This is a genomic window from Spirillospora sp. NPDC047418 (assembly GCF_040643275.1).
Lineage (GTDB): Bacteria > Actinomycetota > Actinomycetes > Streptosporangiales > Streptosporangiaceae > Spirillospora.
Window position 1 is genome coordinate 29,097 of sequence record NZ_JBEYTW010000077.1, and the last position, 14,292, is coordinate 43,388.

Consider the following 14,292-nt stretch of genomic DNA (forward strand, 5'->3'; position numbering starts at 1 on the left):
GCGATTCCGTACGACGAGGCGCCGATCGAGAGTGACCCGCCGGGCGAGACCCTGCACGGCGGGCATTTCGACCACGCGCGTATAGAGAGGGCCGTGCGCGAGATCCTGATCGGCATCGGGGAGGACCCCGACCGTGACGGACTCCGCGACACCCCGGCCAGGGTGGCGCGCGCGTACGCCGAACAGTTCGCCGGCCTCAGGCAGACCCCTGAGGACGCGCTCACCACGGTGTTCGACGCCGACCATGAAGAGATGGTCCTGGTGAAGGACATCGAGGTCTACTCCGTGTGCGAGCACCACCTGGTGCCCTTCCACGGGGTGGCGCACGTGGGGTACACGCCCAACAAGAAGGGCCAGATCACCGGCCTGTCGAAGCTGGCCAGGCTGGTGGACGTGTACGCCCGCCGCCCGCAGGTGCAGGAGCGGCTGACGAGCCAGGTCGCGGACGCGCTGATGAGCGTGCTCGAGCCGCGCGGTGCGATCGTGGTGATCGAGGCCGAGCACCTGTGCATGACGATGCGGGGTGTGCGGAAGCCGGGCGCGAAGACGGTGACGTCGGCGGTTCGCGGCGACTTCCGCGATCACGCCGAGACCCGCTCCGAGGCGATGAGCCTCATCCTGGGCCGCTACTGACCGTCCGCCCGCTCCCGTGGAGCCCCGGCCGTCCGAACGGGCCTCAGCGTCGCGCTGAGGCCCGTTCTGCTGGTTGGGGAGGTCCTCGGCGGGGGGGGTGGCGAGGGCGGCGCGGCCGGGCCGGAGCGGTCGAGGCGCCGCGTCGAGAGGACGGCGTCAAGGCATAGGGTTGGGTGACATGACCAATGCCGTAGTTCCGGGGCTGCCCGCGCCAGGGCGCTGCCTCGTCATGGGCGTGGTCAACGTGACTCCGGACTCCTTCTCGGACGGCGGAGCCTGGTTCGACCCCGAAAAGGCCATCCGCCATGGGCTGGACCTCGCCGCGGAGGGCGCCGACATCGTGGACGTGGGCGGCGAGTCGACACGGCCCGGTGCGCAGCGTGTGTCGGAGGACGAGGAACTCCGCCGGGTGGTGCCCGTCATAGAGGCGCTCAGCGCCGAGAACATCCCGGTCAGTGTGGACACCATGCGCGCGGAGGTCGCGGAGGCCGCCGTCGCCGTGGGCGCACGGCTGGTGAACGACGTCAGTGGCGGCCTGGCCGACCCGGACATGCCGCGGGTGGTCGCCGCGGCCGGCGTTCCCTACGTGGTCATGCATTGGCGCGGCCACAGCCACGACATGCAGACCCGTGCCGTTTACGCGGATGTCGTCCGCGAAGTGCGCGAGGAGCTTCTGCAGAGGGTCGATGCGGTCCTGCGGGAGGGCGTCGACCCGTCGATGATCGTGCTCGACCCCGGCCTGGGCTTCGCCAAGAGCCCGAAGGCGGGCCACAACTGGGCGCTGCTGGCCCGGCTCGGCGAGCTGACCTCGACCGGGTATCCGGTGCTGGTCGGTGCGTCGCGCAAGAGCTTCCTCACGAAGTTGCTGGCCGAACCCGACGGAACCCCCCGTGCGTTCGCCGAATGCGATGACGCCACCGTCGCCACCACGTCCCTGGCCGCGGCGGCCGGGGCATGGTGCGCGAGAGTCCACCGTGTCCGCCCGAACGCGGACGCGGTGCGCGTGGCGGCCGCCATCACCGCGGCCCGCCCGTCCGATGACGAGATCTCAGAACCGGTCGCGGCGGACGGTCGCGCCCAGCGAGGGGGACACCGCGTATGAGCCGTGCCGTGAACCGCGCCGATGTGGACGAGGTCCACGCCGAGTTCTACGCCGCGTTCGAGGCCGGCGACTTCGACCGGATGTCGGCGGTGTGGGCAGACGGCCCGTACGCCGCCGGTGTCTCCTGCGTGCATCCCGGCTGGACGATGCTCCGCGGACGTGACGAGGTGCTGCGTTCCTGGGCGCTCATCATGGCCAACACGACCTACATCCAGTTCGTGCTGACCGATGTCGAGACCGACGTGTACGGCGATCACGCCGTGGTGACGTGCAAGGAGAACGTCCTCACCGCCGACGAGGACACCGAGGCCGGGTTCCTCGCGGGCGGAAGCATCGTGGCGACGAACGTGTTCGTACGGTCTGACGGGGAGTGGAGACTCCTGCTCCACCATGGTTCACCCGTCCTCAACGTCGTGGATGCGGAGGAAGAATGACTCTCGACCGCATCGAGTTGCGCGGCCTCCGGGCCCGGGGCCGGCACGGCTGCCTGCCCGCGGAGCGCGAGCTGGGACAGGAGTTCGTCGTGGACGCCGTCCTGGGGCTGGACACACGCCCCGCCGCCGCCGGCGACGACCTCTCGCGTACCGTCGACTATGGGAGCCTCGCCGGCCGTCTGGTCGAGGTCGTCGAGGGCGAGCCCGTCAATCTGATCGAAACGCTGGCCGACCGGCTGGCGACTATATGTCTGGAAGATAGGGCGGTGTCCGAGGTGGAGATCACCGTCCACAAGCCGAGCGCCCCCGTGCCGCACCCCTTCACGGACGTCGCCGTGAAGATCAGGAGGAGTCGCCCATGACAGCGTCCGACCGCATGCACGACCGCACCGCCACCGGCGGCCACATGCTCGTCCAGCATCGTGTCGTGTTCTCGATCGGCAGCAACCTCGGGGACCGGCTCGACAACATCCAGGGGGCGGTCGACGCGCTGTTCGACGCGCCCGGGCTCAACTTCGTGGCGTTCTCGCCGGTCTACGAGACCGCGCCCTACGCGCCGCCCGGCGAGACCATCCCCGAGCAGGGGGACTTCCTCAACGTGGTGCTGGTGGCCGACACGCGGCTGGCACCGGAGAACCTGCTCGAACGCGTCCTGAACATCGAGACCTCCATGCGGCGCGAGCGCGAGGTCCGCTGGGGGCCGCGCACCCTGGACATCGACATCGTCGTGTTCGGCGACATCGCGTCCGACGACCCCGTCCTGACGCTTCCGCACCCGCGCGCGCACGAGCGCGCGTTCGTCCTCGTCCCCTGGGCGGACATCGAGCCGGACGTGCTGCTGCCCGGGCACGGCCGCGTCGGTGACCTCGCCCAGGCCAAACAGTCCGAGGGTGGCCCGTCGGCCGTTCGCCGACGGGAGGACATGTCCCTGCAGCAGCCTGCATGAAACCGTCCCGCCCCCTGTTCCTCACCGCCCTGGTGGTCGTCGTCGCGGTGGTCACCTGGGCGGTGCTGCGTTCCGCCTACATCTCGCTGCCGCCGCTTCCGTGGACGGCGGTGCCGACGCTGCTGCTGCTCGCCCTCGGCGAGGCCGTCAGCGGCTGGAACGTGCTGCGCCGCATCCGCCGCAAGCCCGGCCGGCCCCGCATGCCCGAGACCGGCCGCAGGTCGCCGAAGCCGATCGAGCCCATGGCGGTCGCGCGGCTGGCCGCCCTGGGCAAGGCGAGCGCGCACACCGCCGCCCTCATCGCGGGCGTGTTCGGCGGCTTCGCCATCAACCTGGCGACCCAGCTGGACAAGCCGACCCCCCGCCACGACTTCTTCGTCAGCGGCGCCACGTTCCTGGCGGCCGTTGTGCTGGTGGCCGCGGCGTTCTTCCTGGAGTACGCGTGCCGCGTCCCCAAGGACCCGGACGAAGAGGAACGCGACCGCCGCGCCTCCCGCGCCTAGCGGGCGCGCCTAGGGGCACCCGGTCATTTGTCGATGTCGCCGACGACGAAGAACATCGAGCCGAGGATGGCGATCATGTCGGCGACCAGGGTGCCCGGCAGCAGTTCCGTCAGGACCTGGATGTTGTTGAAGGACGCGGACCGCAGTTTCATCCGCCACGGGGTCTTCTCGCCGCGCGACACGAGGTAGTAGCCGTTGATGCCGAGGGGGTTCTCCGTCCAGGCGTAGGTGTGGCCCTCCGGGACTTTGAGGACCTTCGGCAGACGCTGGTTGATCGGACCCGGCGGGAGTTCGGCGATGCGGTCCAGGCAGGCGTCGGCGAGGTCCAGGGACGCGTGCACCTGGTCGAGGAGGCATTCGAAGCGGGCCAGGCAGTCGCCCTCGGTGCGGGTGACCACACGGACGTCGAGGTCGCTGTAGGCGAGGTACGGTTCGTCCCTGCGGAGATCGAAGTCGAGCCCGGACGCTCGTGCGATGGGCCCCGAGACTCCGTACTGAAGGATCTGCTCCTGGGTGAGGACACCGACGCCTCGCGTGCGCGCACGGAAGATCTCGTTGCCCATGATGATGTCGTCGATGTCGCCCATGCGGGAACGGACTTCGGAGACGGCCGTCCGCGCGCGCGCCGTCCAGCCGGCCGGAAGCTCGTCCTTCAGCCCGCCGACCCGGTTGAACATGTAGTGCATGCGTCCACCGGAGATCTCCTCCATCACCCGCTGCAATGCCTCACGCTCGCGGAACGCGTAGAAGATCGGGGTGATGGCGCCCACTTCCAGCGGATACGAGCCGAGGAACATCAGATGGTTCAGGATCCGGTTCAGTTCGGCCAGGAGGGTCCTCATCCATACGGCGCGTACGGGGACCTCCATGCCGAGCATCCGCTCGACGGCGAGGACGACGCCCAGTTCGCTGGAGAACGCCGACAGCCAGTCATGGCGGTTCGCCAGCACGATGATCTGACGGAAGTCCCGGACCTCGAAGAGCTTCTCCGCGCCGCGGTGCATGTAGCCGACGATGGGTTCCGCGGCCGAGATGCGCTCCCCGTCCAGCGTCAGCCTCAGCCGGAGCACACCATGCGTGGACGGGTGCTGGGGGCCGATGTTCAGGGTCATGTCCTCGGTGGCGAGCTCCTTGGCGCCCGCACCGATCCCGACGATCCGCTCGGTGGTCATGGTCGCGCCTCCGCCGCTCCGATCACCGCTTCATGGTCCCATGGCGAGCGGCGGTCGTTTTCCGGTTGACTAGGGGGCAATGAACCCGAGCCATGGCGAGCCACCGTACGAGCCCGCCGCGCAGCCTGGACCCCAGGGCGCGGCGCACCCGCCCGTGCCCCCTGGGCCGGGTCTTGGCGGTCAACCGCCAGGTCAAGTACCGGCACACTACCCGCCGCCGCAGCAGCAGGGACCGCCGCAGGCACCGCCGGTCTACCGCGCCGATCAGGCGTTCGCGCCCGGCGGCGGCCTCCAGTGGGCGCCCATTTCGAGGCGCCACGCCTGGCACAGGCTTCTCACCGCCGTTCTGTGGGCGATTCCCATCGGCGGTGTGGGCGCGTTCATCGTGTGGCGGAACGGCAGCGTGCTCGCCGCCGCAATGTGGGTCGTCGCCGTGATCCTCGGCACGGCCCTCACCTGGCTGGTCGCCGAACTGGATCGCAGGGCGTACGGGTACGCCGAGCGCGCGGACGACCTCATCGTCACGCACGGGGTGTTCGTCAAGCGCCTCATCGTCGTCCCCTATGGGCGGATGCAATTCGTGGACGTCACGGCAGGGCTCCTTGAACGGTGGATGGGGATCGCCACCGTCCGGATGCACACCGCTGCCGCGGCAACGGACGCGACCATTCCGGGCCTTCCCACCGCCGAGGCCGCGCTTCTGCGCGATCGTCTCGCCCAGAAGGGCGAGGAACGGAGCATGGGGCTATGAGCGGCCCCTATGGCCCCTACGGTCCGCCGGGACCACCAGGTCCGCAGGGACCCCCACCTCCCGGTCCCTACGGCCCGCCAGGGCGACCAGGCCCGGGGCCGTACGGACCTCAAGGCCGCCCAGGCCCGCCCTACGGCCCACCAGGTCCGCCCCCGGGCTCGCCGCCCGGTCCGTACGGTCCGCCGCGCCCTCCGTACGGGTACGGGCCGCCGCCCGGCTACCGTCCACCGGTCCGGTTCTCCGAGGGCACGCACAGGCTCCACTGGGCGACCGCCCCACTGCGCGCTTTCATCTTCCTCATCATCTACTTCGTCCTGCTAGGCTTTCCTCTCCTGCTGACCCAGACCGAAGACGGCATCACCCTGGCGCTCACCCCTGAGGTCATCTTCAGGTTCATCATCGTGACCATCCCCATGGGACTGATCGCGGTGGGGTCGGGTCTCTGGACGTGGCTCGCGCTCCGATTCCGCATCGACAGTGACGACCTCGTCGTCGAGACCGGGATCCTCCGCAAGAACAAGCGCCGTATCCCGCTTTCGCGCATTCAGGCCATCGATCTCGTCCGTCCGCTGGTGACGAGGGTGTTCGCCCTGGCCGAAGTACGGGTGGAACTGGCCGGCGGTGAGCAGAGCGAGATCGCCCTCCGCTACCTGGGACGGAACTCCGCGCAGCAGTTGCGCGCCGAACTCCTCGCACGCGCCGCCGGACTGCCCGGCCACACACCGGAGGCACCCGAGCGTCACGTCTGGCGGGTGCCGTTCGGTGCGCTGTTCGCGTCCCTCCTCGTACGGCTGCCCGTTCTGGGGACGGCCCTGCTGTTCCTGGCCTCCCTCGTCTTCCTCGTCATGTACGCCGAGGGCGGCATGCTCGCCGTGACCGTTCCCGTCCTGCTCGGGCTCATCAGGGCCGTGATCGCGCCCCTGGTGATGTACGCCAACTTCACGGTCGCGATGTCACCGGACGGAATCCGCCTGCGCTACGGGCTGCTGGAGACGCGCATGCAGACGCTCCCTCCGGGCCGCGTCCAGGCCGTCAGCATCGTCGAACCGGTGATCTGGCGGAGCCTCGGCTGGGCCCGGGTCGAGGTCACCGTCGCCGGTTACGCGGGCGAGCGCCAGGCACTGTCCTCGACGCTCCTGCCCGTCGCGCCCCGGCACGTGGCCATGCACCTCGTCTCGCAAGTCTTCCCGGGGACGCATGTCGATGCCGTCCCCCTCGTCCCCGCGTCATCCAAGGCCGTGGCGATCGACCGTGCGGACGGCGCCGGAACCGACGATGTCGTCTTCGTGACCCGGCACGGCTGGCCCTGCCGCCGCACCGACGTGATCGCCCACGCGCGCGCGCAGAGTGTCCGGCTCACCGCGAACGTTTTCCAGCGCCTCCTCGGCCTGGCCACCGTCCACGTCGACGCGCCCCCGGGGCCGGTGCAGGTCGCCGCCACCGACCGCGACCTGGGCGAGGCGCGCGCGATCGTCGAGAGCACCGCCGGCCGGGCGCTGGCCGCCCGCCGCGCCGGCGGCGGAGACCCGGCCCACTGGGCCCGCTGACGACTTTTCCACAGAATCGCGTTCTACTTCCACGTCTCCACGCCACCCCCGACGATGGAACCGGTCGGCCCGTCCAAGGGGGAGGACGGGCCGACCGCCCACCAACGGAGACGACCAACGCGCAGCGATACGCGGCCAGACGATTCCTCCCGGCTGTAAAGGACCGGGATTCCTCGCGAGAAGCCCGTTGAAGTAGGCGACCCCGAGCGCCGAAGCCGCTTGTACCGGGGCGTGCGCCCAGGCAGACACTTCGGGGCGGGTGCGGCGTGCGTGCTGAGCCGTGTACTGAGGCGGGCGGCGGGGCGTGTGGCAGGGCGGCTTTCGGGGCGGCGATGAGTGGGGCTGGTCGTCGGGGTGGTGGGACGGGACGGTCGGGCGGCGGCAGGACTCCCTCGACGCGCTCGGCAGCCCGGCGACCGCCCGCGCCTCGGCCGAGTCGCTGTGCCGCGGTAGGGACGAAGGACGGGGAGTTTCGAAACTTATCGGCGATGGTGCCTCGGCAATGTACGTGGCCCTGCGGGTGGGGTCAACGGCGTGGCGAAGCCTTGATGTGGCCAGTTCTTCGAACGTGAGGGTGATCTGTCGTGGAGCGTGGATTGGTGAAGAAGTTCTTGACGCTTCGTTATGCCCGGCGTACGTTCGGGCTCCGATCCGAAAATGATCGAAATGTTTCGAAGGGTCCGTGGAGTCGATCGGAGACCTGTGGTGAGACGATTCACGCCCGTCCACGTCCGGCGGCCGGGGGCGGGTGCGCTCGCGTCGCGCGTGAGCCCCGCCGGCCGGCTCGTCGCCGCACTCCTGCTCGCGGTCGGCCTCGTCGCGGCATCGTTGACGGGCGCGGAGGGCGCGCCACGGAACGCAGCAGGCCACGCCGCGCCGCGGTTCGGCGGCCACTGGGTCGACAGCTGGGTGTCGATGCCGCAGCTGACCGAGCCGGGGAACATGCCTCCCGCGCCGTTCACGCAGGACGGCAAGGTCTTCGACGACGCGACCCTGCGGCAGACCGTCCGCGTGTCCGCCGGCGGCCGGAACCTGCGGCTGCGGTTCTCCAACGCGTTCGGCGGGGCCGCACTCCCGATCACCAAGGCGTCCGTCGCGCTGCCGAGCGGCGGGCAGGCGGGCGTCGGCTCGATCGAGCCGGAGACGTCCCGGCCGGTGACCTTCCATGGGCGCTCGTCCACGGTGATTCCGGTCGGTGCGCAGATGGTGTCCGACCCGCTGAAGTTCCCGGTGGCGCCCGGGTCGATCCTCACGGTGACGATCTACCTGGCGGACGGTCAGGCGTCGACCGACATCACGTCCCACCCCGGTTCCCGGACCACGTCCTACATGCTGGCCGGCGACCACGTCGCCGACACCGACCTTGCCGGGGCCACGCGCACCGACCATTGGTACTTCCTGAGCGGTCTCGAAGTATGGGCCAAGCCCTCCACCGCGGCGGCGGTCATGCTCGGCGACTCCCTCACCGACGGCCGCGGATCCACGACGAACGGGAACGACCGTTGGCCCGACCAGCTCCTGGACCGGCTGCAGTCCCACCCGTCCACGTCCGGTATCGCGATCGTCAACCAGGCCGCCGGCGGGAACCGCGTCCTCAACGACGGGCTCGGCCCCAACGTGCTCGCCCGGTTCGACCGCGACGTGCTGGCGCAGAGCGGTGTCGAGTGGCTCGTCGTCTTCGAGGGCGTCAACGACATCGGCACCGCCGAGGCCACGCCGGCGGCGCAGAAGCAGGTCGCCGACAGCCTGATCGCGGCCTACGACCAGATGATCGTCCGCGCTCACGCGCAGGGCATCCGCGTGTACGGCGCGACGCTCACCCCGTTCGGCGGCAACACCATGTACGACGACCCGGACGGCTACCGGGAGGGCGCCCGCCGAGCCGTCAACACCTGGATCCGCACCAGCGGCCGATTCGACGCCGTGATCGACTTCGACCGCGCCGCCCGCGACCCGTCCGCCCCCGGGCGGCTGCTCCCAGCCTTCGACGTCGGCGACCACCTGCACCTGAACCCGACCGGCTACAAGGCCCTGGCCGACACCGTCCCCGCCGGACTGCTCAGGCACCACCCGCTGCCCCCCACCTTCGCCTTCAACTAGGCCGCCGCAGACGACAGACGACAGACGACAGACGACAGACGACAGACGACAGAGGACGCGGCGGACGAGGGGGGACGTGGAGGGCATGGCAGAAGCGGCGGATGCGGGGGGTGTTTAGTGGGCGGGTTGGGGTGCGGGGCGGTGGTGGTCGCGTGAGCGTGCCAGCTGCCGGGGAGCGGGTCGGCCGAGTAGTGGGAGCAGACGGTGATCCGGGCCATCCGGTGGCTGGCGCCCCGCAGGGCGCCCTCCTCGCGCCGCCGCGCGAGGAGGGCGGCCCCGGATGCGCATAATGTTCGGAACATGAGTGATGTGGCATATGACCCCTGGTCCGCCGAGTTCGTGGCGGACCCCTATCCGGCGTTCGAGCGGCTCCGCGCGGAACGGCCGGTGTTCTTCCACGAGCCGACCGGCCAGTGGGTGATCAGCCGGTACGAGGACGTCGACGCGCTGCTGCGGGACCGGCGGCTCGGACGGTCCTACCTCCACATCGCGGGCCACGAGGAGTTCGGCCGGCAGCCGGAGGCCGACTTCCTGAAGCCGTTCTGGGACCTGGTCCGGGCCGGGATGCTGGACGTGGAGCCGCCCGTGCACACGCGGCTGCGGCGCCTGGTGTCCAAGGCGTTCACCGCCCGGATGGTGGAGGGACTGCGGCCGACGATCAGGCGGCTCGCCGCCGAGCTGGCCGAGGCGCTGGCGGCGAAGGGCGGCGGCGACCTGCTCGCCGAGGTCGCCGAGCCGCTGCCCGTGAACGTGATCGCCGAGATGCTCGGCGTCCCCGCCGAGGACCGCCCGCTCCTGCGCCCGTGGTCCGCCGACATCTGCGGCATGTACGAACTGAACCCGCCGGAGGAGGTGCAGCACACGGCCGTCCGCGCCGCCGTCGAGTTCTCCGACTACCTGCGCGGCCTCGCGCGCACCCGCCGGGACGAGCCGCGCGACGATCTCATCAGCGCACTCGCCCAGGTCGTGGACGAGGGCGACCGGCTCACCGAGGACGAGCTGATCGGCACCTGCGTCCTGCTCCTCAACGCGGGCCACGAGGCCACGGTCAACGCGACCGGCAACGGCTGGTGGTCGCTGTTCCGCAACCCCGGGGAGCTGGAGCGGCTCCGCGCCGACCACTCGCTCGTCCCCACGGCCGTCGAGGAGCTGCTCCGCTACGACACACCGGCGCCCATGTTCGAACGCTGGGTGCTGGAGGACATCACGGTCGCCGGCGTCGACATCCCCCGCGGCTCCGAGGTGGCGTTGCAGTTCGCGTCCGCCAACCGGGATCCGGAGGTGTTCGCCGACCCGGGCCGTCTCGACCTGTCCCGTGACCCGAACCCGCACATCACGTTCGGGCTCGGCATCCACTACTGCCTGGGCGCCCCGCTCGCGCGCATCGAACTCGCCGAGTCGTTCGGTGCGCTCCTGCGCGTGGCACCGGATCTCCGCGTGTCCGAAGAGCCGAAGTGGAAGCCCGGCTACATCCTGCGCGGCCTGCAAGCCCTCCACGTGGAGCGCTGACCGCCTCTCGGGCGGGCTCGGTCAGGAGGTACAGGGGGTGAGGACGCTCGGGAGGGGGATGCCGACGGTCTGGGTCAGCCAGCCGAAGCCGCCCAGGCCGGACGGGTCGGTCAGTTCGGCGTCCTCTCCGGCGTGGCAGAGGGCCGCGACGTAGGCACGGGGGTCGCGGTGGGCCAGGTCAAGGGGCGGCCGGGCGCCGGACAGGCCGAGGACGCGCAGGGCGTCGCGCTGGGTGGTCAGCAGGGTGGACGTGGCGCCGGCGCGTTCGCCTGCGGTGGTGCAGGCGTCCAGCGCGACGTGCGCGGTGACGTCGCACGATCCGTCCGGGACGGCGGGGACGGTGGCGCCGTCGCGGTAGCCGGTCAGCGTCCCGTACACCGGGCGGGCCTCGCGCGAGTGCGAGTAGTCGACGGCGAGCGCCAGCCCGCGGGACAGCCGCCGGATCACGGACCCCCAGGCGTTGCAGCGCGGGTGGCCGATCTCGGCGCGGTCGCCGGGCTCGCTGAGCGGCCACCAGCGCTCCAGCCAGTCGTGGTCCTCGGCGGACGGCGACGGGCCGGGACGCTCGGCCCCCGTGGACGGGTCGACGAGCACGGTCCGGATGCCGTCCGGGGTGCTTTCGACGACGTCCAGCGGCACGTTGTCGAGCCACTCGTTCGCCACGGCCAGCCCCGTGATGCGGCGGGGGAGGTCCGGCCGCCAGATGATCTGCGCGGGGACGTCGGCGGGCCGCGGCGCGATCTCCACCGCCGTCGGGACGAGCCGGGGCGCCAGGTCGGCGGGCGCGCAGGCCAGGATGTTGCCCAGCAGGCGCCCCGACCCCGCGCCGATGTCGACGACGTCCAGCCGCTCCGGGCGGCCGAGCAGCGCGTCGACCTCGGTCAGCAGGCCGACGATGGCGGCGGCGAAGCGCGGTGAGGCGTGCACCGACGTGCGGAAGTGCTCGGCCGGCCGTTCCCCGCGCCGGTAGAAGCCGTCCTCCCCGTACAGCGCCCGTTCCATCGCCGTGCGCCATGTCAGCCATTCGGAAACCAACGCCGCCACGCCTGTGACGTTACCGCGAGCGGTGCCCGGCACCGGCCCATCCTTGTGGTGGACGTGTGTCCGACTTGCGGCTGATCCGTGCTTACCGGCGTGTACATACGCTGGCGGCATGGTGGCGAGCGTCTGGGAGTGGCTGCGGCGTAAGAAGCCGCTGGTCGACGCGTTCTTCGCGGCACCGATCCTGTTGATCGCCGTCCCGTCGCTCCTGGGCGGGACGTACGGGATGGGCGCCCTGCAGTACGGGCTGCTGACGGTTCTCCTCACGGGTCCGCTCGTCCTGCGCCGGACGTACCCGCGCACGGTCCTCACCGTCACCGCGCTGGTCTCGTTCGTCCAGTGCGTGGCGGGACTGCAGCCGGTGCAGGGGAACATCGCCGTCCTGATGGCGATCTACACGGTCACGGCGGGCTTCTCGATCCGCTGGGGGATCGCGGCCGCGCTGGTCGGCCTGACCGGCGCGGGCATGGCCGCGTGGAGGTACCCGTCCGGCGCCGACGACCGCAAGTACGCGTTCGTGATGCTGGGGCTGCTGGTGGCCGGGGTCTACGTGCTGGGCCTGCACATGCGGACGCGCCGCGCCTACCTGCGCTCGGTCGAGGAGCGGGCGGAGCGGCTGGAGCGCGAACGCGACAACGAGGTCAAGGTGGCCATGGCCGCCGAACGCGCGCGGATCGCCCGGGAGTTGCACGATGTCGTGGCGCACAACGTGAGCGTGATCGTCGTGCAGGCCGACGGCGCGTCCTTCGCGATCGACACCGATGTGGGACGGGCCAGGCAGGCGCTCGAGGCGATCTCCTCGACGGGACGGCTGGCGCTCGCGGAGATGCGGCGGCTCCTCGGCGTCCTGCGCGAGGACGACGACGCGGGGGCGTTCGCGCCGCAGCCGGGCGTCGCCGAGCTGGACGATCTGGTGGAGCAGGTCCGCGGGTCCGGGCTGGCGGTGACGTACGAGGTGGACGGGACGCCGGCGGCCATGTCGGAGGGGCGCCAGCTCACGGTCTTCCGGATCGTCCAGGAGGCGCTGACCAATACGCTCAAGCACGGCGGTCCGCGGGTGAGCGTGTCGGTGCGGCTGCGTTACGCGGACGACGCGCTGGAGATCCGGGTGGCGGACGACGGCCGCGGCGCGGCGGCGTTCGACGACCACCGGGGCCACGGCCTCGCCGGGATGCGCGAGCGCGTCGCCGTGTACGGGGGCGACGTCCGGGCGGCGCCGCGTCCCGGCGGAGGGTTCGAGGTGGTCGCGCGGCTCCCGGTGCGCGAGGAGATCGCCGCATGAGGCGCACGGACGAGGAGTGGGCATGACGGAGATCGACGACGTGGCGGAGCCCATCCGGGTGGTGCTCGTGGACGACCAGGAACTGGTGCGCGCCGGTTTCAAGATGGTGCTGGACGCGCAGCCCGACATCGAGGTCGCGGGCGAGGCGGGCGACGGCGTGCAGGCGCTGGACCTGCTGCGCGGCACGCGGGCCGACGTCGTCCTCATGGACGTGCGGATGCCGCGGATGGACGGCATCGAGGCGACCCGCCGGATCGTCGCGGAGTCCGGCCCGAAGGTCGTCATCCTGACCACCTTCGACCTCGACGAGTACGCGTTCGCGGCGATCAAGGCGGGGGCCGGCGGGTTCATGCTGAAGGACGCCGGCCCGGCGCAGCTCATCGAGGCGATCAAGGCGGTGCACTCGGGGGACGCGGTGGTCGCGCCGAGCACGACCAAGCGCCTGCTGGACCGGTTCGCCGTGCACCTGCCGGACGCGGCGCAGAAGGCGGGCGGCGCGCTGGAGACGCTCACCGAGCGTGAGGGCGAGGTGCTGCGGCTGGTGGCGCGCGGCATGTCGAACGCGGAGATCGCGGGACGGCTGTACGTCTCCGAGGCGACGGTGAAGACGCACATGGGACGGATCCTGATGAAGCTGGGTCTTCGGGACAGGGTGCAGGCGGTCGTTTTCGCCTACGAGACAGGCCTGGTCAAAAGCGGCCAAAGAGGTCACAGTCTGTAACGGAATGATTACTCCATGGTGACTTTTTGCCCTCACCGTGACGATTGGCATTGCCCTACCTGAGAGTAGCTGGGTAACTACGGTACGCGACGCCGCCTTCGCGGGCGACGTCGGCAATGTCAGAACGGGCCTGCTAAGCCCACGTACGGGAGGACTCACGTTGTTCAAGAAGCTTGCCGTCTCCGGCATCCTCGGCCTCGCCGTGGCCGGCTCCGCACTGGCCGCCACGCCCGCCTACGCCTCCGCCTACGGCGGCGGCTGGGACCACGGTCACCACGGCCACCACCACGGCGGCGGGGCCGGCAACGGCAACACCACCGCCGGCAACTTCGGCGTGCTGAACGGCACCCAGGTGGTCGCGCCGATCTCCGCCGCCGTCGACGTCTGCGGCAACGCCATCGCCGTGATCGGCATCGCCAACTCGGGTGGCTGCAAGGGCGGCGCGCACGCCAGCAACGGCTGATTCTCACGACGGGTCCCCACACCCGTCACCGAAGCGCCGGAGACCCGCACCGGGGGTCCGGCGCGTCGCCGGTCCGGGGCGGGGCGGC

At 71.0% G+C, this 14,292-nt stretch carries 15 protein-coding genes; 13 read left to right on the top strand and 2 right to left on the bottom strand.

Annotated elements, in window-relative coordinates:
- Positions 1 to 24: 24 nt before the first annotated feature.
- The 6 genes from folE to ABZ806_RS33880 all read left to right on the top strand — a co-directional run bounded on the left by folE (position 25) and on the right by ABZ806_RS33880 (position 3,618).
- On the top strand, positions 25 to 633 hold the full coding sequence (gene folE / locus ABZ806_RS33855; RefSeq protein ID WP_500221545.1) for a GTP cyclohydrolase I FolE: 609 nt from the start codon (positions 25 to 27) through the stop codon (positions 631 to 633).
- Positions 634 to 811: 178 nt separating this feature from the next.
- Positions 812 to 1,735 carry a dihydropteroate synthase gene (gene folP, locus ABZ806_RS33860; RefSeq protein WP_500221529.1) on the top strand — a complete coding sequence of 308 codons (924 nt, stop codon included), beginning with the start codon at positions 812 to 814 and terminating at the stop codon, positions 1,733 to 1,735.
- Positions 1,732 to 2,169 carry a nuclear transport factor 2 family protein gene (locus ABZ806_RS33865; RefSeq protein WP_500221530.1) on the top strand — a complete coding sequence of 146 codons (438 nt, stop codon included), beginning with the start codon at positions 1,732 to 1,734 and terminating at the stop codon, positions 2,167 to 2,169. The genes folP and ABZ806_RS33865 overlap by 4 nt, the downstream gene beginning before the upstream one ends.
- Positions 2,166 to 2,531, top strand: a complete 366-nt coding sequence (gene folB / locus ABZ806_RS33870) for a dihydroneopterin aldolase (protein ID WP_500221531.1) — start codon at positions 2,166 to 2,168, stop codon at positions 2,529 to 2,531. Before ABZ806_RS33865 ends, folB begins: the two co-directional genes overlap by 4 nt.
- Positions 2,528 to 3,115 (top strand): 2-amino-4-hydroxy-6-hydroxymethyldihydropteridine diphosphokinase, encoded by a 588-nt coding sequence (folK, locus tag ABZ806_RS33875; RefSeq protein WP_500221532.1) that lies wholly within the window; start codon positions 2,528 to 2,530, stop codon positions 3,113 to 3,115. Before folB ends, folK begins: the two co-directional genes overlap by 4 nt.
- Positions 3,112 to 3,618: a DUF3180 domain-containing protein gene (locus ABZ806_RS33880; RefSeq protein WP_500221533.1), complete on the top strand. Its 507-nt coding sequence runs from the start codon at positions 3,112 to 3,114 to the stop codon at positions 3,616 to 3,618. The genes folK and ABZ806_RS33880 overlap by 4 nt, the downstream gene beginning before the upstream one ends.
- A gap of 23 nt (positions 3,619 to 3,641) precedes the next feature.
- Here ABZ806_RS33880 and ABZ806_RS33885 read toward each other — a convergent pair whose 3' ends face one another.
- Positions 3,642 to 4,790: an NADH-quinone oxidoreductase subunit D gene (locus ABZ806_RS33885; protein WP_500221534.1), complete on the bottom strand. Its 1,149-nt coding sequence runs from the start codon at positions 4,788 to 4,790 to the stop codon at positions 3,642 to 3,644.
- Between the two features lie 370 nt (positions 4,791 to 5,160).
- Here ABZ806_RS33885 and ABZ806_RS33890 point away from each other — a divergent pair, with 370 nt between their 5' ends.
- From ABZ806_RS33890 to ABZ806_RS33905, 4 genes are all read left to right on the top strand, one after another.
- Positions 5,161 to 5,541 carry a PH domain-containing protein gene (locus ABZ806_RS33890; RefSeq protein ID WP_500221535.1) on the top strand — a complete coding sequence of 127 codons (381 nt, stop codon included), beginning with the start codon at positions 5,161 to 5,163 and terminating at the stop codon, positions 5,539 to 5,541.
- A 401-nt stretch (positions 5,542 to 5,942) separates the two neighbouring features.
- Positions 5,943 to 7,088 (top strand): PH domain-containing protein, encoded by a 1,146-nt coding sequence (locus ABZ806_RS33895; protein ID WP_500221536.1) that lies wholly within the window; start codon positions 5,943 to 5,945, stop codon positions 7,086 to 7,088.
- Positions 7,089 to 7,793: 705 nt separating this feature from the next.
- Complete coding sequence (locus ABZ806_RS33900; RefSeq protein WP_500221537.1) at positions 7,794 to 9,188, top strand: SGNH/GDSL hydrolase family protein; 1,395 nt, start codon at positions 7,794 to 7,796, stop codon at positions 9,186 to 9,188.
- Between the two features lie 300 nt (positions 9,189 to 9,488).
- Positions 9,489 to 10,697, top strand: coding sequence for a cytochrome P450 (locus ABZ806_RS33905; protein WP_500221538.1), 1,209 nt, complete (start codon positions 9,489 to 9,491; stop codon positions 10,695 to 10,697).
- 21 nt (positions 10,698 to 10,718) lie between these two features.
- Here the strand turns inward: ABZ806_RS33905 and ABZ806_RS33910 are convergent, their stop codons facing one another.
- Entirely contained in the window at positions 10,719 to 11,741 is a 1,023-nt protein-coding gene (locus tag ABZ806_RS33910) for an SAM-dependent methyltransferase (RefSeq protein ID WP_500221539.1), read from the bottom strand.
- Positions 11,742 to 11,850: 109 nt separating this feature from the next.
- Between ABZ806_RS33910 and ABZ806_RS33915 the strand changes: the two genes are divergently transcribed.
- From ABZ806_RS33915 to ABZ806_RS33925, 3 genes are all read left to right on the top strand, one after another.
- Positions 11,851 to 13,020 (top strand): sensor histidine kinase, encoded by a 1,170-nt coding sequence (locus ABZ806_RS33915; protein WP_500221540.1) that lies wholly within the window; start codon positions 11,851 to 11,853, stop codon positions 13,018 to 13,020.
- A 22-nt stretch (positions 13,021 to 13,042) separates the two neighbouring features.
- Complete coding sequence (locus ABZ806_RS33920) at positions 13,043 to 13,741, top strand: response regulator (RefSeq protein WP_500221541.1); 699 nt, start codon at positions 13,043 to 13,045, stop codon at positions 13,739 to 13,741.
- Positions 13,742 to 13,901: 160 nt separating this feature from the next.
- A complete protein-coding gene (locus tag ABZ806_RS33925) occupies positions 13,902 to 14,204 on the top strand; it encodes a chaplin family protein (protein WP_500221542.1) in 303 nt (100 codons plus the stop codon).
- The last annotated feature ends 88 nt before the right edge of the window (positions 14,205 to 14,292 follow it).